The following is a 23261-nucleotide window of genomic DNA, read 5'->3' on the forward strand; positions in this document are numbered from 1 at the left end:
TCTACTCAAACGGAACAAAACCTGGGACACTTCACCTGGCCACCGAGTCATGCCAGATTTAATAAGCCGCAGATTCACAGCTGACAGGCCGAACCACGTCTACGTCGGCGACATCACCTACCTGCCGTGTAAGGGCGGCAAGAACATGTACCTAGCCACGGTCATCGACGCCTACTCGCGCAAACTCGTCGGCCATGCACTCGCTGACCACATGCGCGTATCGCTGGTTATCGAAGCTTTATCTCATGCCAGAAAAGTCCGAGGAAGCCTTAAAGGGGCAATTTTCCATTCCGATCACGGCAGTGTGTACACCTCACAGGCATTTAGGGACCACTGCGCCAAGCTTGGTGTACGCCAATCCATGGGAGCAGTGGGAACGAGTGCCGATAATGCCCTGGCAGAATCATTTAACGCCACCCTAAAGCGTGAAGTTCTGCGAGATGGGAAAGTCTTTGACAATCCCATCAGCTGCCGCCAAGAAGTCTTCCGATGGTGCATGCGCTACAACACCCGTAGACGACACTCCTGGTGCAATCTTCTAGCCCCCGATGACTACGAAGCACTCACATCAGCTACACTGACCCAAGCAGCATAGCTAACCCCCGACGTGTCTACTTTCCGGGGGGCAGGCCCCCTGCGCGCCCGACAATTCAAAGACCACGGACCAGGTGACCCACTGGATCCTGCAACGACTCTGCCTAAATCGGATGAGCGTTGCCGCTGCACCCAAGTCATTAGGCCTGGGGTGGGATATGAAGTGTCCCAGGTTTTGTTCCGTTTGATGAAACCCGTTTTTGAAACAACGTACGGAGCACAACGCACGCCGATGCCAAAGCTTCCGCAACATCGACTACCTCATCAAACCCACGACAGTGGGATTCACACCCTCAATCCCCACGCGTGCAATCTTCGCACCTCAAAGATTGAAAAATGAAAGAAACCGGAGGTAACATACCCTTTCGAGTTTGTTACTTCCGGTGGTGCAGTTTGTTCAACTGCTCATCAGGATCTTACGGGGGATAACACTAACACACCCTGACTCTTGGAAAACGCAGCACACAGACCGTGCACACCCTCACCGATAAAATGGGCACCAGTCCCGAAAGGAGAAGGAATGTACACGACCATCACCCTCGCCGCACTCGCAGTACTTTTCGTCTTAATCATCCAGACCATCCGCCGCGAACGGCCAGAAGACCGTATGTATTACGCCGCGCTTGGAGGCAGCATAAGCGCAGCAATGATCCTTGTCCCCTCCTTCCTTTTCACCCAGGCCGGTCTCTCGCGAGAACTGGCCGCACTGCTCATCTCCTTCGGCCTACTAGCCTTGTGGATTACCATTTTCGGACTCCGCCTAAACGCAAGAACTAGCAGGTAAACCTGCATAACACAGAACATATGCTTTAGCATATGGCGGAACATACGCTATAACATATGCCTAAACATATGTTCCGCCATATGGCAGGACTCGCGGGCGCACGAATACGCAGATTCCCGCCCGCAGTAGAGAAAAGGAGGGCTACGGGCTCAGTGTGGGAGTATTGCGAAACCTTCGCGCGCCCATTAGCCTAAAAAGTGACAGCACAGTTCATCCCTGAATTGCGGCTGCACAATAAAAAGGGCCCCAACGAGTGCCAGCTCGTTGAGACCCTCGGGCCTAAAGACCCACGTGAAGCATCGCGGTAACGAGCTTCACGATTACGGTCACAAGAACTATGACCTTGGTAGCCACATCTAGCCAGTCAAGCTTGGTGGCATCAAGGTCTTTTCTTTTGCGACCGGGTGTATCCAATGAGTGTTTACCCATTGTCTACCTCCCTTTACGTCGTAGGGTTGTCCGCTCGCCTGAAAAAGGCGCGCGGGACAGCCCACGTCACGCGCGGGCCTTACCGCGCACCGACGAGGAAGTCACGCCCACGCCCCACCACAGGTGGCGGGGCATGATTGTGAACCGGCACTAACGTTAGCAGCCACCCCTGACGAGACCTAGAAGCATGATTTCACCCCTGCCTTTATAAAAGCCGCCCATGAGGGTGCTGTTGCAACTTGGGGCGGGAGCCAAGAAAGCTCCGTTTTTATTGTGTGATCAACGCTATGTTCCTGTGTTGTCAGGCCGTCTCGAATACCCGGCTAACAATCACTGCATCCGGATTCGGGTGACCATAGGCAAACATCGTGCCCTGCCCCTTCCGCAATGAGTGCATCGCTTCCATCCCTTTCAACGTCCGGTAGGCAGACGTTCGGTTTTTGAATGCTCCTTTCGGCCCCAGGATCCGCTTTAACCGGCCATGATCGCCTTCAATGACGTTGTTGAGGTATTTCACCCGACGATGCTCGACCGTCGATGGACAGACGCCTTCCGCCTTCAGCTCAGAGATTGCCCTGGCGAGTGAGGGGGCCTTGTCGGTGCTGATCACCCGCGGATAGCCTGCCGATTTATTCGACCGCAGCGTCTTCGCCAGGAAACGCTTCGCTGCCGCGACGTTGCGTTTTGGTGAGAGGTAGAAGTCCAGGGTCTGGCCACCGGCGGTGATTGCCCGATAGAGGTAGCACCACTTTCCCCCGACCCGGATATAGGTCTCATCCACCCGCCAGGACCTGGCCTGCCAGTCAGGAACTTGCCGATACCACCGGGTCTTCTTATCCAGCTCAGGAGCATATTTCTGGACCCAGCGGTAGATCGTGGTGTGATCGACCGGCACTCCCCGCTCGGTCATCATCTCTTCGAGGTCGCGATAGCTCACGCCGTAGCGGCAGTACCACCGCACCGCCCACAGGATGATTTCACGAGGGAACTGCCGACCGGAGAAGATGCCCATGGACCTGATTATTCCACGCCGGTCTTCCTACTGCCCCAACTTTGCAACAGCACCCGCCCAGCGGCCATTGACCTTCACGTAGGTTTCATCCATGTGCCACGGGCAAAGATCGGAAGGGTTACGCCAGTACCAGCGCAGCCGTTTTTCCATTTCAGGCGCATAACGCTGAACCCAGCGGTAAATCGTGGAGTGATCGACATTCACTCCGCGTTCAGCCAGCATCTCCTGCAGCTCACGGTAACTGATGCCGTATTTGCAGTACCAGCGTACGGCCCACAGAATGATGTCACGCTGAAAATGCCGGCCTTTGAATGGGTTCATGTGCAGCTCCATCAGCAAAAGGGGATGATAAGTTTATCACCACCGACTATTTGCAACAGTGCCCCGTCCGGATACTGCCAGATATCGGCGTCCAGGGAGATGTCCTGAAGCGCGGTGTCCGGAATTTCAGGTTTGTGTCTCTACAAAGACTAACTATCAGAAAAACTCATCGAGCATCAAATGAAACTGCAATTTATTCATATCAGGATTATCAATACCATATTTTTGAAAAAGCCGTTTCTGTAATGAAGGAGAAAACTCACCGAGGCAGTTCCATAGGATGGCAAGATCCTGGTATCGGTCTGCGATTCCGACTCGTCCAACATCAATACAACCTATTAATTTCCCCTCGTCAAAAATAAGGTTATCAAGTGAGAAATCACCATGAGTGACGACTGAATCCGGTGAGAATGGCAAAAGCTTATGCATTTCTTTCCAGACTTGTTCAACAGGCCAGCCATTACGCTCGTCATCAAAATCACTAGCATCAACCAAACCGTTATTCATTCGTGATTGCGCCTGAGCGAGACGAAATACGCGATCGCTGTTAAAAGGACAATTACAAACAGGAATCGAATGCAACCGGCGCAGGAACACTGCCAGCGCATCAACAATATTTTCACCTGAATCAGGATATTCTTCTAATACCTGGAATGCTGTTTTCCCGGGGATCGCAGTGGTGAGTAACCATGCATCATCAGGAGTACGGATAAAATGCTTGATGGTCGGAAGAGGCATAAATGCCGTCAGCCAGTTTAGTCTGACCATCTCATCTGTAACATCATTGGCAACGCTACCTTTGCCATGTTTCAGAAACAACTCTGGCGCATTGGGCTTCCCATACAATCGATAGATTGTCGCACCTGATTGCCCGACATTATCGCGAGCCCATCTATACCCATATAAATCAGCATCCAGGTTGGAATTTAATCGCGGCCTCGAGCAAGACGTTTCCCGTTGAATATGGCTCATAACACCCCTTGTATTACTGTTTATGTAAGCAGACAGTTTTATTGTTCATGATGATATATTTTGGTGGGTGCTCCCGCCCCAAGTTGCAACAGCACCTTCAACTGCCTCTGTCTAGTCTAGATGTAGTTGAACGGGTTTGTGAACACCCACTCGGCGAAATGCTCGCGATCGGCTCCTCCGGACCACTGTTCACATCAACGACCGTTTGTTGAACGGCGGTGTGAGTCAGCCCCAGCCCTGCGACGCCACGAACCGTCTTGGGCGGCGGATGCGAGGCGCAGGCCTGCCCATCACGCCGAGTCCCGTCGGACATGGGCACATAGCCCCGCGCCCGCCAGGCCGAGTGCCGGTACGAGAAGCGCGACGGCAGGAGGCCACACGGACATGCCTGCAGGGGCCTCTCCAAGTGCCTGGGCGAGGAGCATGTGGCTGGCGTTGAACGGCAGCCACGGCGTGATCGCCTCGAGCATCGGGACCATGGACGCGAGCTGTTCGATCAGGAGCATCCACGTGATCGGCGCGGCGACGGACACCGCGACGGAGCGCGTGAGGACGGCAAGCGCCGTCGCCATCGTCGCCCACAGGAGAACGACGAGGAGGTAGGCCGCGAGGTAGGCCCACCCTCGCGGCGACATGGCCAGCCCGTCGGGATAGAACGTCGCCGCGACGAGCGCGAGGCCGATGCCGACGACGTACGCGAATGCGAGGAACGCCCACTGGACCGCTGCCTGTGCCACCAACGAGGCCCATCGACTCTTCTGCGTGAGGAAGGACAGCGCCGTCGACCCCGCATTGATCTCGGTCGCGGTGTGTGTGCCGGCGAACACGATGGCCAGCACATGGAAGATGCTCACGCACTTGCCCAGATCACCGGCGTCGATCGGCCCTCGATAGGCCGGGTCGTAGACGATGCCCATCAGGACGATGGGGCCGACGCAGCAGCCGATCAGCAGCGCAGCGAAGATGCCTGTGGAGCGCACGGTGAGCAGTCGGCGCACCTCAGCTGTCAATGCTCGTGTCATCGCTCGGGCCTTTCTTTGCCATGTTCGGCTTCGGATGATCGGTCGGTGAGGCGGAGGAATTCCTCTTCCAGCCGGATCGGCTTGTCCGTCAGGGCAGTGATGAGCACGTCGAGGTCTCGGCAGGTCCGCGAGAGCGTGAGCGCGTCGGGGACCGTCTCGTCGAATGTCACGCAGAGTCCCTCGGGCAGTGCGGTTACGGGGACCCGCAGTCCGCGCAGAGCCTGCTCGACGCGTTCGTCGTCGTCGGTGCGGAGGAGCGCTTGGCGGCTGCGCGCGTGCAGAAGATCGGCGACGTCCCACTGGCCGAGCAAGCGGCCGTTGTCGATGACGACGAGGCGGTCGGCGAGGGTCTCCATCTCGCCGAGCAGGTGGGAGGAGACAAGGACGGCGTGGCCGCTCGCGGCGGCATCGCGCAGGAAGGCGCGCATCCACTCCATCCCCTGCGGGTCGAGGCCATTCATCGGCTCGTCGAGGACGATGTTGCGCGGTCTGCCCAGCAGGGCGGCCGCGAGCCCCAGGCGCTGCTTCATCCCGAGCGAGTAGCCGCCGATCCTGCGATGAGCTGCCTGGGTCAACGCGACGGCCTCGAGTACCTCCCAGGCGCGGCGGTCGGGTAGGCCGGCAGAAGCAGCGATGGTCGTCAGGTGCGCCAGTCCGGTCCGGCCGGGGTGGAACCAGGAGGCGTCGAGGACGGCTCCGACGACCTCGGCCGGCCTCGTCTGGGCGGTCAGCGGGAGCCCGTCGATGAGCACGGTTCCGGTGGTGGGCTTGTGGAGCCCGAGGAGGCATCGCATGGTCGTGGACTTGCCGGCTCCGTTCGGGCCTAGGAACCCGGTGATGGATCCGTCGGGGACCGTGAAGCTCAATCCTTCAACAACGGTCACCTGGCCGTAGCGCTTCGAGAGACGGTCGACCTCGATCATGCGCGCCCGCCCTGGGACCGGCTGGCCGAATCCGGATGGCCGTCCCGTCCGCCAGTCAGACGCCGGTCCAGCACCGGCGACGCCGCGGCGACGACGGCCGCGACGACGAGGGCACCGAGCGCGAGACCGGAGAGCACGTCGTGGACGTAGTGGACTCCGGCGGCCACTCGAGAGGCGGCGATCGCCAGCGCGAGAGGCAACGCGAACCAGGCGAGGCGGGGGACGACGAGGATGCAGGCGGTGGCGAAGGCAGCGGCCAGGACGGCGTGATTCGACGGCCACGACCAGTCCCCGCTCCCGGGGCAGCTGAGCACAGTGGCAGTGTCGACGACGCTGCAGGGCCGCGGCTCCTCGACCAGCAGCTTGACGGCCTCGCTCAATCCGTAGGCCGTGATCACGCCGAGTCCAGCCAGCGCCAGGAGCCAGAACCGCCGGCGCTCGCGCAGCCAGCACCAGAGAGCGAGGACGCCGGCGGTCGCCACGAGGGCAAGCAGACCGAATTCGGCCACGGATCCCACCGCCGAGGCCAGTGCCGAGCCCTCGGCGAGACCGGCGACAGCGGTGAAGAGGCGCTCACGCACCGGATACGTCGCGAGAGCGAGGGCAGCAAGAGCTGCGACGGCAATCAACAGCGCGGGCCACGGCACGGGGCGGGACGAGGATCTGCGCGACGTCGAAAGCGTGCGCGTCGAAGTTTCGTGAGTCATGAAATCCACGCTATGGACGCGGTTCGGCCTCAGCATCTGCCATGCGGGGCGACTCGTCTATGCCCACGGTCATACCGGCGAGGTGCTGCGCACGCCCGATCGAGGGAGGCGGCGAGCCCACGGTCCCCGGTAGAATGGAGCGCATGACCCTAATTGATCGTCCGTCTGCGCGCCGGAGCGTCGACGCGCTAACGGCGATCGGTTTCGGGGTGCTGGCCTCCGCGCCGGAGCCGGGCCTCTTCATGGCCCTGCTCACCGGCATCGCCGCGATCGCAATCGGGCTCTGGTCCAGGGGTCCGCGCGCGGGCCTGGGAGGACTGGCAGTGCTGGTCGTCGTGAGCATGGCCCGGGCCACGTGGCTCGACGGGCACTGGCTCTACGTCGCGGAGGAGTTGCCCCCGGCGCTCATGCGCGCTGGTGTGCCCTGGCTGATCGGTCTCGCCGTGCGCCAGTACATCGTCCTCGGGCGGAGGGCAGACCGCGAGCGAGAGCTGCGGCAGGTCCAGCGCCTGGCCGAGCTCAAGGAGCGCGCCACCGCCGACCGGCTCGCCCTCGCGCAGTCGCTGCACGACGACCTCGGCCACTCGTTGAGCCTCGTCGCGCTCAATCTCGGACGGCTCGAGATCGACCCGGCACTGCCCGAGAGCGCCCGCACCTCGCTCTTACACGCCCGCAACGACCTCGCCCACGCGGTCGAACGCCTGGGGGACTCCGTCTCCGACCTCAGATCCGGCGCTCCCGTGCTGCCAATGGGCGCAGCATCTGTCGATGCACTGCTGGCCCGGGCCCGCGCAGCCGGTGCGCGCATCACCGTGCAAGGACTGCCGGAACCCAGGCGGCTGCAGGACTTCGGAGGCGAGCAGGTCACGAGGGTCCTACAAGAAGCGATCACGAACGCAAGCAGGCACGCTCCCGGCACCCCGATCGACATCACCGCTGCCGACGTCGGTGCCGAGCTGCGTCTGAAGATCGAGAACGCCCTCGGCGAGACTCCTGCCGACGCGCACACAGCGGGCACGGGCCTGAGCACTTTGGAAAGTGAGCTCCGCGCCCACGGCGGAGAACTCGCCGCGGAGAAGACGGACAGTGCGTTCGTCCTCTCTGCGGTCCTCCCGACTCGCCGTCAGGAGCAGAGCACGCACGATGATCGCGCTGTGGAGGCGACGAGAGACGTCGATGAGAGCTCGACCGGCAGAACGAAGCTCCGCCAGCGACTGATTCTCGCCTCGACCGCGGCGATCGTCGTCGTCGGGCTCGCAGCGGTCGAGGCGCTGACGGTGGTGCAGAACCACCGCGCGCTGCTGTCGGCAGGGGCCTTCTCAAGCATCAGCGTCGGAGACGCGCGGGCGGAGACCGAGCGGATCCTGCCCGGCCACGAGCTGCCGGCCAGGCGGGGCGAGAACCGACCGGACGACTGCCACGACTACGCCGTGACCGCGAACACCTTTGACGACGCTGCCGGGGACGTGTACCGGATCTGCTTCGCGCAGGACGAGGTCTCCAGCACCGAGTACATCGCAGGAGGACAACGATGACAGCGACCGAGGCCCCGGTCAGAGTCCTGGTCGCCGACGACGACCCCCTCGTGAGGACCGGCATCGTCGGGATCCTCGACACCGATCCCGCCATCGAGGTCGTAGCCCAGGCCGCCGACGGAGCAGAGGCCCTGCGCAAGATCGACGCGCACCGTCTCGACGTCGCCCTCTTCGACATCCAGATGCCCGGGATGAGCGGACTCGACGCGCTGCAACGGCTCCGCTCCGACGGGAGCGCGCTCCCCTGCCTGTTCGTCACCACGTTCGGGGAGGACGACTACATCGCCGAGGCCATCCGGCTCGACGCAGACGGGTTTGTCCTCAAGTCCGGCGATCCGCGCCAGCTGATCGCCGGTGTGCACGCCGTCGCCGGTCGCGGAGCGTTCTTCTCGCCCTCGGTCGCCCGGCGTCTGCTCGACTCCGGCGTCTCGACGACGTACACCCAGTACGCGAGCGCCGTCGAACGCTTCGAACGCCTCACGGCTCGCGAGCGAGAGATTCTGATCCGGCTCAGCCAAGGAGAGACGAACGCTGAGATCGCGAAAGCGCTGCACCTCGCTCCCGGCACCGTCAAGGTGCACGTTTCCGCGATCCTGCGGAAGACTGAAGCGCGCAACCGCGTAGAAGCAGCCCTCATCGCCCTTCGCGCCGGACGAGCCTAGATCTTCTCGGGACGACGACGATCAGGCTTCGTCGTGCCGGAGCTTCGGAACGTCCGCGACGAGACCTTCGATGGTGTCTTCGGGGCGGAGACAAGCGCCGCGCAGAGGAGGTCGAAATCTGCCACGGCACCATTGTTCCCGAGTCGCGTCCGACCCTGCTCGCGCGGAGAAGGTCCCGGAGTAGATCTGGGGGCGTTCTTGTGGTCATTCTCAGAAGACGAAGTCGGCGGCTGTCTCGCCGACCTCGGCGCACATCGAAGCGACGTTGCTCGCCTCGATGTCGGTCCTGGACGTCGCAACGTCCGCGAAGTTCTTCAAAGTGTCCTCGGTGATCTCGACGCGTATCGATTCCGCCGCGACGTTCTCCAACGGCGACTTGCCGATCCACGTCGCCTCGAACGCTGCTCCATCGCCGCCGTCGACCCGCTCGAGGGTGGCGACGCCCTCGGACTTCGTCTGGCCGGCGCAGTTGACGATCCCGTAGGTGACCTCGCCCGCCTCCTCGTCGAGCACCCAGCGCTCAAGCGCGGGCGAGAAGTTCTGGATCGCGCGGAGATACTGGACATGCCCGTCCTCGACGCCCAGGTCCGCGGTTGCGCCCGACTTCTCGCCCTGGCCGCCTTCCTCGGTGCTCTCGTCGCCGGTCTCCTCGGCCGGGGTCTCCGGCTCGGTAGGCTCGGTAGCCGGTGCCGAGGGGACTGGATCCTGCGCTTCGGCATGGAACGCGGCGCGGTCCTCGTCGTCGCCGGGGTAGCTGCACCCGCTGAGCGCGAGAGCAGCGGCGGCCAGCAGTGCTGCGCCGATGGTCGTGATCGCCGCCTTCGTCATCAGACGTCACCCCTCTCGGCATCGGGCGTACCAGTGGTCGTCTTCACCTGGAGGCCCGACTTCGTCTTCATCTTCGAGACCAGGTTCGTGAACAGCTGCGGCGCGACGATGAAGGACGCGATGAGCGCCGAGGCGGCTCCGGCGATCCAGACGTTGCTGAAGATGCCGAGCGCCACCGAGAGTCCCCAGCGGAAGATCATGTAGCCGACGGTGAAGCCGAGCGCCAGCAGCGCCATCCGCCAGATGGGCGAGCGGCCCTGGAACTCCTGGAACTCGCGCCAGGCGGTCTTGAGCAGGCCGCGCGTCTCGCCGAAGTCCTTCCGGTTCTTCTCCGGGACGACGATCAGCCCCGCCTTGAGCATCATCGAGATGAGCTGCATGAAGAAGAAAAACAGGCCGGTCGCAGCCAGGTCCAGGGCTCCGGCGTTGGAGATCGCCCAGGCGGCCATGCCGACAGCGCCGCAGGCGAGCAGGGTGCCCAGCACCGTCCAGGCGTGGTTCTCGGGGCCGCCGCGGTCGAGCTTGATGTTGATGTTCTGGTCGGACATGGTCCTCACTCCTTCGTCTCGTCCAGCTTCGCGGGGCCGGAGATGATCTTGATGGCGTCGTTCGGCACGGGAGCGACGCTCTGCTGTGCCTCACCCGCCGTAGAGGAGGCCGACAAGCTGCTTCGCCATGTCCGCGGCGTCCGCCGCGATGAAAATCTCGTCATCGGTATCCAGAATCAACGCCACGGTCTCTTAGACCTCCGACCCCGACCGCCGGTTCCCGGCGGCGCCCCTGCCAACGCTTTTCACACTTTCTGGTGCCCTCCAAGACGAAAAGTCAGTTGCCGAAGAAATCTCTCTGTGAAATCTCTCTGGTACATTTGCAGTAAACTGCCGCAGCCCGCGCGGGCTGCGCTCGGACTGGCGGAAAGGTGGGTCACGGCACGTGCTAACGATTGCGAAGCTGCACGGCGAGTCCGTGGCTTATTACGAGTCCACTGTTGATCAAAATTCTGCTCAGAATGCGTCCGGAGTTGGGCCAGATTCGTATTACTCCGAGGACGGGACGAAGCCCGCGCGGGCCTGGATTGCCGCGCGTTCTCGCGCACAAAGCGAGCGTGTTTCGGCGGCACTTGGTGTTGAAATTGACGCCGAAATTCGCGGCGAGTCGGTGCGAGATTGGTTCAATAAAGCACTCGCGCCGAGCGGTGAGAAGCTGGGGCGCGCGCCAAAATCGACCGGTGTTCCAGGGTTCGATTTAACTTTCTGCGCCCCGAAAAGCGTGTCTGTTTTATGGGGATTCGGAGACGAAAGCGTGCGCCAGGCCGTCGATGCCGCGCACTCGCAGGCGGTGTCTGAAGCACTTTCGTATCTCTCCGAGCACGCCGGATACACACGCCGAGCCGATGATTTCGACCGCGATCTGATGGTGATTGATCGCGTCGAAGCACTCTCCGGTGTGAAGTATGAGCACCGGACAAGTCGCGCAGGCGACCCCCATGTTCACTCGCACGTTCTATTGGCAAACAAGCAACTGTGTGCCGATGGCAAGTGGCGAACACTCGATGGCGTGAGCCTGTATCACGAGGCGCGCGCGGCTGGAATGATCTACCAAGCAACGTTGCGTGAAGCGGTGACGAAGCAGTTCGGTCTCGCCTGGTCTGATGTGACGAATGGCTGCGCCGAGATTGCCGGCCTTGACGATGCAAAGTTGCTCAAAGCGTTTTCTACTCGCGCGAGTGAGATTGAGAAGTGGCGAGAAGAAAACAGCCTCGATGCCAGAGGCGCGTTTGAACGCATTGGGCAGAAGAAAACTCGCCAGACGAAAGACCTCGATGTCTCCTTAGAAGAACTAGAACGGCACTGGCGTGAAAGGCCCGAAGCCAAGGCTGTGCTCGCAGTGGTTAGCTCACTAAGCGGCGTCGAGACAGATAGTCAGTCGCGTCGTTACGCCGAGGCGGTGCTGCCGAGTGTGAGCGATATTCTCGGCGCTGTTGTCGCAGAGCGGTCTACGTTTACCCGCGCCGATGTGGTTGAGAAAATCGCGGAGATGATGCCTGTTGGGGCAGTCTCCCACGCTGACATGCTGGCCGCGATTGAGCGCCTGGCCGATAACGTGGTCGCACCTGACCTGTCGGATATGTCGGAGGCAGCATGGCCGGTTACACCGGAGAAGTCCCGCAAGTACGACAAGACCCCCATGAGGGGAAACCCGTACAGTGCTACTTGCAGCTGCACTCAACACCGCTAATTTCTCTGCCTGTCGCCCTATCTAGACGCACGAAAATGCTGGCAGTGCTACATAACTGCCGACATATGCTTTAGCATATGCCTAAACATATGTCCCGCCATATGGCAAGACATATGACGGGGCTCATGGGCGCGCTGATCTACCATCACGGCTGCACTACCCTAGGTGTTTTTCAATGCTCGATACACCGTAGGACGGGTTACCCCAAATTCCCGCGCTAGTGCTGCCTTTGACTCCCCTGCCAATATGCGCCGTTTAATCTCCGCTACTTGCTGCGGGCTAAGAGCGGGTTTGCGGCCTTTGTACTTTCCGGCCTTTTTCGCCAACGCAATCCCCTCCGCCTGGCGCTCGCGGATAATGGCCCGCTCAAACTCCGCGAAGCTACCGAGAATTCCGAGCATTAAATCCGCGCGCGGATCGGACGTGTCTTTCGCAAACGCGAGATTCTCATGCAGGAAAGTAACAGTCACACCCTTGCCGGTAAGTTCATCAACAATACCGCGCAGATCTGTCAGCGATCGGGCGAGACGGTCAATCGACGACACGACAAGTTCGTCACCGTCTCGCACGTACGCCATACACTCGACAAGTCCAGGGCGGGCAGTCTTGGTGCGGCCGGAAATCCTATCTTCAAAAAACCGGTCAATCCTGCCGGAAGCATTGAGTAGTTCTTTCTGGCGCTGATTATTCTGCTCCACCGTGGAGACACGGATATAGCCCACCCGCTGCCCATGCGAACCAGAGTCATTGACCATTAGTCTTCGCTCCGCGAAGGTTTAAAGGCGGCATTCTCTTGTTCTATGACTGCATCACGATACGACTCGATTGCATCCGAGAGGGCATAAAGCTGAACACCGTCGAGGCCATCAGCGTCAGCAAGCAAGGATTGTACAATCCTGCCCAACGCCTGCTGCCCCGACGAGAGTCCACCATGCAGATCTTTCACCCGCGCCAACGCGGGTACAGAGTCAATATGACTTTCAATATGGAAACCGTCAGACGATAACATCACACTCACCACTTTCTGTAAACATAAGGCTTAGACCCCGCTAGACACGTGTAAAACAATGCTAGGAACGGCCCTATTTTACAGGAAACATTCTGCCGCACACCGGCGTAACAATAGGGTGTGCCCCAGAACGACATGCGGGCAGCGACTAAACGAAATGGGGCTGTGGATATTTATTGAGCCACCCGATAACAGGTAGATAGTGGTTTGAAGATTTAACCTCCGAGCAAGTCTTCTCGTAACCTATTAACAGTTAAGCTGCACTTATACCCTCAGAACCCACTCACACCAGCGTGAGTTATGGAAGATTCACATGTTGGGAGACCCTCGATGAAATTCTATGTGGCCGACAGGTTTGCCAATCCTCCCAGGAAATCAAAGGAAACCCAGGTTGTCCTGCAGCGGGATAATTGGGATGATTTTGGGTTCAAAACTTATTTTGATGTGAACTTATATCGAACGAATGATGATGTCATCAAGCTCGGAGCGGTGAAGATCCTGAGAGCGGGACAAACTGGGGGCCAAACAGAGTTCGAGCAAAAAAGTTTTGTTTCATTAGACGATCGCTATTGTTCCCTTGGTCAAGACATCGAATACTATGAAAAACTGTCCGCGCTTCCAGAGAAAGAGCGTACCGAGTTCCTGCGGTCAATCCGGGATGCCGCCACCGATGAAAAAATCGCCTCTGCATTCGAAGATGAACCAGGCTGGCGGACTTCACTTCTTCGATTTGGACAGGCAGAGCACACGCTTTCTGCTGCCAAATCACTCTTCGATGGGACTAAACCATCGGAGGGGGTAGCCTCTTTTACTCATCGCAGCAGTAACCCCCATTCGGAGATGAGCTTCGATTTCGATGATTCGGGACCGCTACCTGGTCGCTGTAAGGCCCTGATTGGTTATAACGGTGTTGGTAAAACACGCTTGCTCGCCGACTTAGCTAGGGCGACCAGCAAAGTAGGGGAGAAACTCGAATCTAGCCTTGGCAATGGGAGTCTGGCGTTCAGTGCGGTTATCGCCGTCTCGTATAGCGCCTTCGACACCTTTGAGCTTCCGCCTGTAGGCAAGATCGGAGACAACACTTTTACCGGCAATGACAATTCGCCATTGAATACATACTTCGGATATACATACTGCGGGCTTCGCCGCCTTCAAAATGGCCAAGCCAGCCGGCAACTGAAGTCGATTAGTGAAATTGATGAGGAGCTTACGATCGCATTTTGTCTGGCCTGTAACCGCGACACGACTTCGCTTAAAGAAGCATTCAATGATATTGGCAGAGACCCTTCGTTCGGTAGAGCTGGACTAGACCTCTCCGATTGGATAGATAGGAAGGAATTGCCGGAAGGAAACTTGGGCAAGCTAAGTGCTGGGCAAAAAATCGTGATCAATATCGTCGTACAACTTGCTGCACATCTTCGCACCCGTTCGCTGGTCTTGATCGATGAACCAGAAACACACCTTCATCCTCCGCTTCTGGCGGCCCTCTTGCGGGGTACTCAACACCTCCTCAACAGTTTCGATTCGTTCGCGATCATTGCAACACACAGTCCAGTCGTGCTTCAGGAAGTTCCCGCGAAAGACGTTCAAGTTATCGAGAGGTTCGGAGATGAAATCCGCACAATCAACCCTCGACTCGAGACCTTTGGAGCAGGGCTGGGAGAGCTCACAAAGGAAGCATTCGGACTGGACAACACAGTAGCCGATTACCGAGCTGTAATCCGGGAGCTAGCTAGCAATAGAAGCCTCGATGAAGTGGAATCCCTCTTTCCCCTTGGACTCAGTAGCCAAGCACGTGCTCTTGTATTGCGGGCACTACGAGAGTCTCGGTAGTTATGCGTACCCTTCCGCATCCTGGGATAGACGAAGAGGCCCTTTATAATCGTCTGCAAGAACGACGCCAAAGCAACGCGGCTAATCTGCTCCTCAACGCAAAGCAGCAAGTATTCGCTGCGTACTCGAAGTATAAAGCCGAAGAACTCCCCATCCTGGAGACCGTGATTGACGATCAGGACACTGCTGAGCACCTTCGCTCAAACTATAAAGTATTGAGATCGGGTACCTTAAGCGCTGAGGGTGCAAAAATTCTTGCACGCAGTAGAATTTGTTGCCTATGTGGTCTTCGCAACACGGCTGAGCTAGATCACTATCTTCCCAAGCAAATTTTCCCTGAATTCGCTGCACACACAGTCAATCTCGTACCTGTGTGTGGCGTTTGTAACAAGCGGAAGGGTGAGGCGTACAAGACTTCCGCCGGCACGTTGGCATTTATCCATGCTTATCTCGATGAGCTCCCGGCAACAGAACCTTTCCTTGTCGCGACCTTAGGTTTCGACCGTGCCGTTCTGCCTTCATACCGAATCATTCGCACGCCAGGAATGACCAACGACATGTTTTGCATTCTCACTTCGCAGTTCAATCACTTCGAGCTAGACAAGTTCTACTCAGAGGAAGCAATCGAACTGCTCATTGAAAAATACTTCGCGATTGAAGGATACTTCACCGACGGGGGATCAACAGCGGTGAAAAAGTACTTACACCGTGAAGCACAGAGTATGACCAGGCACTGGGGGCAGAATCATTGGAAACCAGTGATACTCGCGGCAGCCGCCGAGTCGGAGGAGTTCTGTGGTGGCAAGTTCAAGCTTCTTGCCCCTCATCCTTGAAACAAATAATCCGGCCCCTTGGAGGAGGGGCCAGCCATTCCCCTTAGGAACCCCGTGGGTATACCCGCCGACAGCCTGTCAAAGGGGGCCTACCTCAGCAGCCCGCTGCGACGGGCACACCACCCACCAGCCCACGCAGGCTTGTCGAGGTATTGACCAAGGCCCCACGGGCCGCAGGACGATGGTCAACTAAACTTTTTGCCGCGTTTTAAAAAAAGTGGGGGTTCGGCCTCAATGAGTCGTTTCAGTAGACGATTTTGACGATATGTTGAAAACTGGTTGAGACAATTCAACCAACGATCAAAGGAGACTTTCATGTCCTACATTGCAATCCCCGTACCCGGCACTGATGGCATGTGCTACCGAGTCGTCACCTTCCTGCCTGTTGGAATCGACAACGTGCGCATGACCCCCGGTCCCGACGTGTACAAGCCGTTCGACAACCACGGCGCGCTAGCTGCCCCTGGCGAAGACAAAATCGAGGACGCTCAGGTTGTTGCTATCGACGCACCGCAAGCACCCTGGGTTCCGCCGCATGCGCGCTCAGGCGCTAACGCTGCCCACCTGTACACCGCAGTGAATGCTGCACGCTACGTCAACTACCTCAACGGCGGTTCCCTCACTCCCGACTTCCCAGAACTTGAAGACGAGGACGAAGATAATTCTCGCGTATATCGCACAGAAGAAGAACTGCACGTCAAGCAGAAAAAGCGTGAGGACGAGAAAAAGCGTGAGGACGAGGAGATGTTCAAGTAGACGCCCATCTTCAACTTCCGAATCAATCGACTTAACTCGTTAGCGCCCCTTTGGTGTGTGCCCCCTCCGCGAGGCATGCGCCGGGGGCGCGTTTGTGTGTGCAGCACAGAGGAATCTGTCTCAACAACGGCCTGCAGATAATCCCGACGAACTTCTAGACTTAGCCACCAGTCTCAAAGAAAGGCTGGAAGAAGCTGCGTAATAAAGGAAACTCCCCTAGTGCTTCTCGTCGTTGGAAGCATTAGGGAAGAAGCCACCTGCGGGGGTTGTGGCTTTTTTATTTTCCTTCCGTCCGACTATGCGCCGGGGGAGGTGCGCTGCGGACACCCAAAACCATACCGCCTTACAGTGTGCCCGCAACCGGAGCAACCCTAGAGCTGAGATAACAAGCTAGGCCTACTCGGGGAATTTCCTTCGACAGGTGTTTAACTTCTAAAATTGTGGGATATACATATACACATATGCGTATATGTATATATGTGTATATGATGAGTTCTTTTAACCTGGCCCCTATCTACGATAGCTATCCGCATAGCATGACATACACACATACGCATGTCGCTACCTGGATAAAATATCCTTAAAGCTATTCTCGCTTTATGACTCGAGTAGTTTCCGTGATTCAGTCGAAGGGCGGGACGGGGAAGACCACACTTTCGGTGATGCTCGCAGAGGCAATTCGGAAGATGGGTTATGCGGTTGCGGTCGCAGACGGCGATCCCCAGCAATCCGCCACCCGATGGGCAAGCAAAGTAGAAGACTTTCCATTTCCTATCGAATCTGTCCGCAGTTCAAGTGATTTCTCCGGAGTCGTTAGGAGAGGGAATAACCCGGACTTTCTTATAGTTGACACCCCTCCAGGTGGTTTAGCTTTCATTACCGAAAGTGCCGAGGCTGCCGATCTGGTCCTTCTTCCAACTGGTGTTTCTCCAATGGATATTGACAGGACTCAGGTAACGCTTTCTTGGCTAATAGAAATGGGGATACCGACAGCAGTCGTTCTGTCGAATGTAGATAAGAGAGAAAAACTTCTAGACGAAGTCCATGCCGAGCTGGAAGGTGATGAAACCGCTGCCCTTGCTGAGACAGTCATCCCAACAAGGGCAGCGACACGTCGCGCTTTCGGAACAAAGCCAAAAAGTACGAAAGTTTGGGCTTCTTTAGCTCAAGAAGTGGTCGCAGCATTTGAGGATTAAGGGGTAAACAATGGCAATTCCAAAAGCTAAAAATAAGACACAGAAAGGATTATCTGAAAATAGTTCAGAATCCTCTCCTTCAACAAAGATGTTCGCTCAAGCCAATGATAAAGCGACACGCCTTCAACTGTATGTCCGCGATCGGCAACTGATTAAGGAGCTTAAACTCGCTTCAGTAGAAGAAGAGAAGAGCATATCCCAACTTTTTGAAGAGTGGGCCACACAGTGGCTCGAAGGAAGAGGCTAACCATTAGTATGCATATGCGTATGTACGTATATGCATACATGCGTATATGAGTATACGTCTTTTCCGCGCTTTGACCTCTCCGCTTTCTAGAGCTCTGGGCCTTGTTCGTCTTCAAGCTCGTCGGCGGGTGCTTGTTCGTCGGTGTCTTCGCTTTGGTCGCTGTCGCTGGTAACGATTTGTTGTTCGCCGCCTAGGCTGAGGCCGGCGAGGAAGTCGAGGCTTGCCTGTGCTCCGGGATGGAGTTCATAGTCGTCGTCCTCGACATCATCGAGGGCAGTAGACGCGTCTGCTGCATCGTGCTGGTTTTCGTCATGCCACTGCTGATCCTTATCGGCAAGGGCAAGATACTGCTGTTCGTGCTCGCGGTAGACCTCTGGGTCATCGAACTCGGCCTGCTCCTGGTTTTCCGTCGCGTTGGTATCAACCGTGTCTGCCGCATCCTCATAGGTGTCAAGGTCAGCGGTGTCGTTGTGTTCTGGCTGGGTAAACGCCGTGATGGAAAGTTGCGCGCGCTGGACTGCGTGCGGGTTATGGCGGCGCAACCACTCGTCAAGTTCCATGTCGGTGCGTGAGGTAATAGGCGGGAGCTGATTACACTGCCCGGTATCCAGCCGGTCAAACTCTAGGTCGAGGCGGTAGCGGATTAGCCGGGCAATGTCTTCGGCGTTGTCGGTATCAACCGTGGCGTGCTGCATGGCTGCTCGCGGGTCGATTCCGGCATCAATCATCTTCGTCCACGCATGGCGAATAGGTTTAGTGCCCTCGTCGGATTCTTCTAGCTGCTGTATCTGATGTGCTGGCAGGGTGTCGATCCAGTCGGGTAGGTAGGCGTCGATGAAGTCAGTAATGGCGTCATCGCGGCCAAGGTTCCACAGGCGGGTGATGCGCTCGGGGCTGGTTTGTTCGTCGATGACTTCGCGGACAATATCGTGGGCGGCGCGTGGGTTGGTGTCTTTGGATACGACGTAGTTAAAGACGTCTTGTGCTCCTGGGGCGTTTGCGTTGCCGATGTAGTGGTAGTGACCATCTTCGGCATCTGGGTCAAGGATATGTTCGGTGACGGCATAGACGTGGTTGGCAAGCTTGCCACGGGTCAGTGCCACATACATGCCTGCTCGGTCAACGGATTGGTCGATTACCGCGCGGGTGACATCGACGGTTGTGCCCTGGGCGCGATAGACGGTGGCCGCGTAACCGAGTTGAACGTTCTCGCGCACATAGTCTGCTGGGAGGTGTTTGATGTGACCTTTATCGTCGGTGGCGATGATGCTTCCATCGTCGCGAATATCAGCCAAAGTCAGCAGTTCACCGTTAGTCACCCGCGTGGTTACCCCAGTGTTCTGGTCGCTGAAAACGCGGTTTTGGCGCGTGAGGATAGTATCTCCCAGACCAGCGCTCTCGCCGCGCGCGATAGTAATAGTCTCCTCATCGTTGACTTCACCGCAGGCAATACGGTGGGAGCGAATCATAGTGTTCAACGCCACCACGTCTTTGTTGGTGGCTGCGATAAGCAGGCTGTTATGGCCGTTGGCAACATCGGAAAGGTAGTCGCTTACGGCACTTTCCAGCATGCTAGAGCGCCCACCGCCGTGAACCCAGCCGCGCTGATTGTAGAAGTCGAACGTGGAGGTATCACCCTCGCGCAGGCGCAAGCTGGCGGCAGATTGCTCACTGTCACCGCCGAAGCGAATGACCTCGGAGAGCTGGTTATCGGCGCGCTCGTTTTCTTTGACCATCGCACCAAACAGTCCGCCGTTTTCGACTGCGCCGAGCTGTTTGTGGTCGCCAACAAAGCGCACGACTGCGCCGGCGTCTTCGGCGATTTCAATCAGTGAGCCGATGTTGGGGGTCGAGACCATGCCGGCCTCGTCGACCAAAATCATATCGCCGGGATTAATCTCAATCGGCAAATCTTTCACGCTATAACCATCCTTGTTGGGGTGGTTGCCGCGCCACGTAAAGGTCAGTTTATCGACGGTCAGTGCCTGGGTTCCGAGGTCTTGGGAGAGCACGTCAGCAGCTTGTGCCGAGGGTGCTAGGCCGATGACTTTGTTTCCTTTTTGTGCCCATACGTCAGCAACCAAGCGCAGCGATGCGGTCTTACCGGTACCGGCAGGGCCAACACCAGTAGCAGCGAGTGTGCCGCAGTTAAGCAGGTAGCGTGCCATTGCTTCCTGGCCGGAGTTGAGCCTAAAACCGGCCTGCTTTTCGTGAGCATCAACAGCTGAATCAATAGCTGCTGAGTCGGCAAATTCGGCCACCGGTTCATCTAGTGCGGCTAGTGCTTTAGCTTCGGTATCCAGGATTTCTTGGGTGGTAAAAATCTCCGAATCGGCGAAATTATCGCGCGAGAATCCACGCTGGTCTTTCAGTCGTTCGGGCAAGTCCAGCATCTCGAAATCGTTGAGCGCAATGGCTTGTTCTTCCACAATTAGCTCGGTCATGGAGTCGTGGATGATGTTGCGTTCAGTCACCGATTCGAGGCGATAGGCTTGAAGTTTTTGCGCCACAGCCGTTGAAATATGGGACTTGCGGAAGTAGGAGCGACGCCGCTGCAATGTCTCTAGCGCGTCGCGCATAACGGCATCAGAATGGGCCTCTACGTCGAACAGTGGGCGGGTGTTTTCGGTGTTCTCGCCGTGGGCATCGGCTATTGCGGCAAGGTGATTCTCGCCGTCAGAAAGGGCTAAAACTTCCTTGCGCCATGCCTCGCGCAGCTCGTAGAGGGACTCTGGTTCGCGCTTGGCATCGCGGGTTTCCAGGATGGCTTTTTGCCACAACTGGTTCATTTCCTGCACGCTCGGGCTGGCTTGACGCTGGGCAATATGTTCTTCGACCAAGCGCTCATAGACGGGCAAAGCGTTAGCGCGACGCTTGGAAAACGTGTCCAGAAGTTCTTCGGAAATACCGTCAATTTCCCACGTCGGTTCCTTACCAGAATCGCGCTGACGCGGGCTAAATTCCACGTCAAGATCGTTAGTAAGCAACGTCGTAAGGATGGAGTTATAGCGGTGGGAAATCGTCTGATTGAACTTCATCAACGTGTAGCCGTCGATGGATAGCCAGCGCCCATCTTCGGCCTGAACTTTGTTGGACACAAGCACGTGTGAGTGTAAATCTGGGTCACCTGCACGGGTGTCATAGTGCTTAAATTCGGACGCAATAAGCCCTTTAGTTTTGATTTGTTCTGCTCCAGCTTTGCCCGAGCGAGTAAACAATGCGTTGTCTTCGGTCCACTCTAAAGCCTCAGCAACAGCGCGGTGATGAAGCTCTTCGATGCGCTGTGAAGTGTCTTCATCGGCGAGTGCCCAGAGCACAGAAATGGACTTCGCAGGCGAAAAAGTAAGGTCAAAACCAGCCACAGATTGACGCACTTCGTCTTTTAAACCGTTGACCCAATTAACAACTTCTCGGCCTGATTCTGGCTCGCGTCCGAACTCCTCAATGAAGAATTCAGTGCCGATTTTCTGCGCCATTTCTGAGCGCTGCTCGCGCGTTAACAGCGTCTTTTCACGCTGGCGATGCTTGCGCTCTGCGTCGCGCAGTGCGACCAAAACTGGGATGTCATTGGTGTAATTGGCAAACGGCCTACCCAACTGAATGTCTTTGACTTTCGCGCCGTCACGCATGAGATTATCCGCATCTGGATGCAAACCTTCGCCGTAGAGTGCGGCCATGTTTTCTTCCGAAATTTCCGCGCCAACGTGAATATCTTCGTTGTTAAAACCGGCTAGTCCGCGACCAATCCAGCGCCCTGGCGGGGTGCCTTTCGCGGCGTAATACTTGCTCAAACTTGGCTCATCGGTTGGCCCGTCGTTGGTAGCCACAGAGCGCAAGAGGTACTCGTACCCCGTTCCGCTGTGGACTACTCGCAGGCTCATCATGTAGCCCATGCTACCAGCCAAAACCCGATTAACACTAAGAGTGCATAAGGTGTGTTGTGAAAAGGGTGCTCACGCCCGCTGCCGCAGGCTTTCAGCAAAGACTGCAGGGATAGACCACTGATTGCTCCCGATTACGCCAAACTTCCCGCGTGGTGTTTGTGTCAGGAGTGAGGCGGTGTGTTCGCTGGCATTGTGGGCTTATGGTTACCGCAAGTAGAAGTTTGAGGAAGCGTCAGGAACTTCGTCAGCGTCTCGAAGAGGAACAGCGTAAGCTGCGTGACCGCAAGAAGAAGCTCAACTCCCTGTTGTCACTTATCGACCAGCGTGAGAATCTCAACGACAAGATTGGTCACGCCTCGCAAGCAGTTATCGATCTAGGCGAGCCTAAAGAACTCGTGCGCGAACTCGTCGGTGTAAGCCAGCGCAATTTCAACGACATGCTCAAGACTGCTAAAGAGTCCTCCCCTAGTGCGGAGGACTCCTCTGGAGACGATGAGTCGCATACTGGCGATGATAAGCGCCAGTACAACGACGAAGCCGCCAGCGCCACTGAGGACGCCGGCGGCGATGGTGCCGATGAGAATAGTGCCCAGTAGTCAGTAGAGAGAAAGTCAGTCTTCGGCGTTAGCGTCTGCGGCTACTGTTGCTCGTTCGGGTCGTAATACTCGCCAGGGTTGGCGGGTGCGTCTTCGTACGTGTTGGAGTAGGGCGAGTCGTTGGTCTCGTCCGTAGCGCGTTCGTAGTGGTCGGCCATGGATCCAATCATCACGCCGAGGAAGGTGAGGAAGAACCAGATGATTACCCAGGCGATGATTCCGCCTAACGCTCTGATGATTCCTGCCACCAGTCCTGCGCGTCGTATCTGGGCAATGAGCATCCAGACCGGCAAGGCGAAGAGTGCTAATTGCCACCAGTCGGAAAAGTCGTTGATGGAATTGATAAATGGCAGTGCGTCCACGGAGGAGTCCTTCCTCTCTGTGGCGCGCGCCGCTCATGATGCTGTTAAAGAGTTTGAGAATACTCCTCCAGTCTTGCGTATAGTAAACAATGTTTACACAGTGTCGATTAAACAATTCTATCGACAGTCCCAAGAGTGGCAGCAATGGTAAACATTGTTTACCATTGCTGCCAAGGAAAGGACACTTCATATGAACCAAGCACCCCACCCTTCCGGACGTGTGGTGTCTGTACGGATGCCAGATGAAATCATTGAACGACTCGACGCTCTCTGCGATAGGACAGGACGTAGTCGAGGTTTCTACTTAAAAATGGCTATTACAGCCATGCTTCCCAAACTAGAAGAATTCCATTGGAATCAAGTGGCTGCAGACTTCGAAGAGAAGACAATCAACAACTTGTTTAACCAAATAATGCTCAACGGGCTAAAAGACGAGCCCGAAGAACAACAGTGACTCCACTAATGCCTTAGGTTCCGAGCAAGCTTCATCAAAGCAAACAGCCGATAAGGCTTCTTGG

Annotated in this window: 24 protein-coding genes and 1 pseudogene; 12 read left to right on the forward strand and 13 right to left on the reverse strand. The window is 57.2% G+C overall.

All coding sequences use genetic code 11. The annotated features are described in order from the left end of the window. On the forward strand, window positions 1-595 hold a 595-nt coding region (locus HMPREF3227_RS13060), incomplete at its 5' end, for an IS3 family transposase (protein WP_156452993.1). Between the two features lie 519 nt (window positions 596-1114). Continuing rightward, window positions 1115-1378 (forward strand): hypothetical protein, encoded by a 264-nt coding sequence (locus HMPREF3227_RS10695; protein ID WP_011117479.1) that lies wholly within the window; start codon window positions 1115-1117, stop codon window positions 1376-1378. A 730-nt stretch (window positions 1379-2108) separates the two neighbouring features. Here HMPREF3227_RS10695 and HMPREF3227_RS10700 read toward each other — a convergent pair. From HMPREF3227_RS10700 to HMPREF3227_RS10720, 6 genes and pseudogenes are all read right to left on the reverse strand, one after another. Beyond that, the gene (locus HMPREF3227_RS10700) at window positions 2109-2819 is read right to left on the reverse strand and encodes an IS6-like element IS1628 family transposase (protein ID WP_010889963.1); all 711 of its coding nucleotides are present in this window, start codon (window positions 2817-2819) and stop codon (window positions 2109-2111) included. Window positions 2820-2876: 57 nt separating this feature from the next. After that, window positions 2877-3140: pseudogene (locus tag HMPREF3227_RS10705) on the reverse strand (IS6 family transposase); the annotation flags it as partial. A 156-nt stretch (window positions 3141-3296) separates the two neighbouring features. Then, window positions 3297-4112: an aminoglycoside O-phosphotransferase APH(3')-Ia gene (locus HMPREF3227_RS13075; RefSeq protein ID WP_000018326.1), complete on the reverse strand. Its 816-nt coding sequence runs from the start codon at window positions 4110-4112 to the stop codon at window positions 3297-3299. Window positions 4113-4402: 290 nt separating this feature from the next. Further along, the gene (locus tag HMPREF3227_RS10710) at window positions 4403-5134 is read right to left on the reverse strand and encodes an ABC transporter permease (RefSeq protein ID WP_066513013.1); all 732 of its coding nucleotides are present in this window, start codon (window positions 5132-5134) and stop codon (window positions 4403-4405) included. Beyond that, the gene (locus HMPREF3227_RS10715; protein WP_011867677.1) at window positions 5131-6057 is read right to left on the reverse strand and encodes an ATP-binding cassette domain-containing protein; all 927 of its coding nucleotides are present in this window, start codon (window positions 6055-6057) and stop codon (window positions 5131-5133) included. The genes HMPREF3227_RS10710 and HMPREF3227_RS10715 overlap by 4 nt, the downstream gene beginning before the upstream one ends. Beyond that, the gene (locus HMPREF3227_RS10720) at window positions 6054-6764 is read right to left on the reverse strand and encodes a phosphatase PAP2 family protein (protein WP_080972059.1); all 711 of its coding nucleotides are present in this window, start codon (window positions 6762-6764) and stop codon (window positions 6054-6056) included. The genes HMPREF3227_RS10715 and HMPREF3227_RS10720 overlap by 4 nt, the downstream gene beginning before the upstream one ends. Before the next feature lie 143 nt (window positions 6765-6907). On the opposite strand from HMPREF3227_RS10720, the gene HMPREF3227_RS10725 reads away from it, so the two are divergent. Next, window positions 6908-8299: a sensor histidine kinase gene (locus HMPREF3227_RS10725; RefSeq protein WP_049063040.1), complete on the forward strand. Its 1392-nt coding sequence runs from the start codon at window positions 6908-6910 to the stop codon at window positions 8297-8299. Further along, window positions 8296-8961, forward strand: coding sequence for a response regulator (locus HMPREF3227_RS10730; RefSeq protein WP_011867674.1), 666 nt, complete (start codon window positions 8296-8298; stop codon window positions 8959-8961). Before HMPREF3227_RS10725 ends, HMPREF3227_RS10730 begins: the two co-directional genes overlap by 4 nt. Here the strand turns inward: HMPREF3227_RS10730 and HMPREF3227_RS13920 are convergent. From HMPREF3227_RS13920 to HMPREF3227_RS10740, 3 genes are all read right to left on the reverse strand, one after another. Continuing rightward, the gene (locus HMPREF3227_RS13920) at window positions 8958-9086 is read right to left on the reverse strand and encodes a hypothetical protein (RefSeq protein WP_255357142.1); all 129 of its coding nucleotides are present in this window, start codon (window positions 9084-9086) and stop codon (window positions 8958-8960) included. The genes HMPREF3227_RS10730 and HMPREF3227_RS13920 overlap by 4 nt on opposite strands. 85 nt (window positions 9087-9171) lie before the next feature. Next, window positions 9172-9789, reverse strand: coding sequence for a hypothetical protein (locus HMPREF3227_RS10735; protein WP_066513015.1), 618 nt, complete (start codon window positions 9787-9789; stop codon window positions 9172-9174). Then, entirely contained in the window at window positions 9789-10346 is a 558-nt protein-coding gene (locus HMPREF3227_RS10740) for a hypothetical protein (RefSeq protein WP_141741364.1), read from the reverse strand. Before HMPREF3227_RS10740 ends, HMPREF3227_RS10735 begins: the two co-directional genes overlap by 1 nt. 376 nt (window positions 10347-10722) lie before the next feature. Here HMPREF3227_RS10740 and mobF (HMPREF3227_RS10745) point away from each other — a divergent pair, with 376 nt between their 5' ends. Next, window positions 10723-12027, forward strand: a complete 1305-nt coding sequence (gene mobF / locus HMPREF3227_RS10745; RefSeq protein ID WP_066513019.1) for a MobF family relaxase — start codon at window positions 10723-10725, stop codon at window positions 12025-12027. 161 nt (window positions 12028-12188) lie between these two features. Here mobF (HMPREF3227_RS10745) and HMPREF3227_RS10750 read toward each other — a convergent pair whose 3' ends face one another. After that, the gene (locus HMPREF3227_RS10750) at window positions 12189-12782 is read right to left on the reverse strand and encodes a recombinase family protein (RefSeq protein ID WP_011117489.1); all 594 of its coding nucleotides are present in this window, start codon (window positions 12780-12782) and stop codon (window positions 12189-12191) included. Next, window positions 12782-13036 (reverse strand): hypothetical protein, encoded by a 255-nt coding sequence (locus HMPREF3227_RS10755; RefSeq protein WP_034659529.1) that lies wholly within the window; start codon window positions 13034-13036, stop codon window positions 12782-12784. Before HMPREF3227_RS10755 ends, HMPREF3227_RS10750 begins: the two co-directional genes overlap by 1 nt. A 330-nt stretch (window positions 13037-13366) precedes the next feature. On the opposite strand from HMPREF3227_RS10755, the gene HMPREF3227_RS10760 reads away from it, so the two are divergent. The 5 genes from HMPREF3227_RS10760 (at window position 13367) to HMPREF3227_RS13085 (ending at window position 17901) form a co-directional block, all read left to right on the forward strand. Then, window positions 13367-14869 carry an AAA family ATPase gene (locus tag HMPREF3227_RS10760; RefSeq protein ID WP_066513022.1) on the forward strand — a complete coding sequence of 501 codons (1503 nt, stop codon included), beginning with the start codon at window positions 13367-13369 and terminating at the stop codon, window positions 14867-14869. A gap of 2 nt (window positions 14870-14871) precedes the next feature. Further along, window positions 14872-15702, forward strand: coding sequence for an HNH endonuclease (locus HMPREF3227_RS10765; protein WP_066513025.1), 831 nt, complete (start codon window positions 14872-14874; stop codon window positions 15700-15702). Between the two features lie 315 nt (window positions 15703-16017). After that, window positions 16018-16458 (forward strand): hypothetical protein, encoded by a 441-nt coding sequence (locus HMPREF3227_RS10770; RefSeq protein WP_066513032.1) that lies wholly within the window; start codon window positions 16018-16020, stop codon window positions 16456-16458. 599 nt (window positions 16459-17057) lie between these two features. Further along, complete coding sequence (locus HMPREF3227_RS13080) at window positions 17058-17654, forward strand: ParA family protein (protein ID WP_082750346.1); 597 nt, start codon at window positions 17058-17060, stop codon at window positions 17652-17654. 10 nt (window positions 17655-17664) lie between these two features. After that, on the forward strand, window positions 17665-17901 hold the full coding sequence (locus tag HMPREF3227_RS13085; protein ID WP_082750347.1) for a peptide transporter: 237 nt from the start codon (window positions 17665-17667) through the stop codon (window positions 17899-17901). A gap of 86 nt (window positions 17902-17987) precedes the next feature. On the opposite strand, the gene mobF (HMPREF3227_RS10775) is transcribed toward HMPREF3227_RS13085, so the two are convergent. Beyond that, window positions 17988-21794 carry a MobF family relaxase gene (gene mobF / locus HMPREF3227_RS10775; protein WP_369814882.1) on the reverse strand — a complete coding sequence of 1269 codons (3807 nt, stop codon included), beginning with the start codon at window positions 21792-21794 and terminating at the stop codon, window positions 17988-17990. 212 nt (window positions 21795-22006) lie between these two features. Between mobF (HMPREF3227_RS10775) and HMPREF3227_RS10780 the strand changes: the two genes are divergently transcribed. After that, the gene (locus HMPREF3227_RS10780; RefSeq protein ID WP_231732354.1) at window positions 22007-22381 is read left to right on the forward strand and encodes a 3-deoxy-D-manno-octulosonate 8-phosphate phosphatase; all 375 of its coding nucleotides are present in this window, start codon (window positions 22007-22009) and stop codon (window positions 22379-22381) included. Window positions 22382-22422: 41 nt separating this feature from the next. Here HMPREF3227_RS10780 and HMPREF3227_RS10785 read toward each other — a convergent pair whose 3' ends face one another. Next, window positions 22423-22743, reverse strand: a complete 321-nt coding sequence (locus HMPREF3227_RS10785) for a hypothetical protein (RefSeq protein ID WP_066513042.1) — start codon at window positions 22741-22743, stop codon at window positions 22423-22425. A 190-nt stretch (window positions 22744-22933) separates the two neighbouring features. Here HMPREF3227_RS10785 and HMPREF3227_RS13090 point away from each other — a divergent pair, with 190 nt between their 5' ends. Next, entirely contained in the window at window positions 22934-23197 is a 264-nt protein-coding gene (locus tag HMPREF3227_RS13090) for a ribbon-helix-helix protein, CopG family (protein ID WP_082750348.1), read from the forward strand. The last annotated feature ends 64 nt before the right edge of the window (window positions 23198-23261 follow it).

It is taken from the genome of Corynebacterium sp. CMW7794, from assembly GCF_001563605.1.
In the GTDB taxonomy this organism is placed as follows: Bacteria; Actinomycetota; Actinomycetes; order Mycobacteriales; family Mycobacteriaceae; genus Corynebacterium; species Corynebacterium phoceense.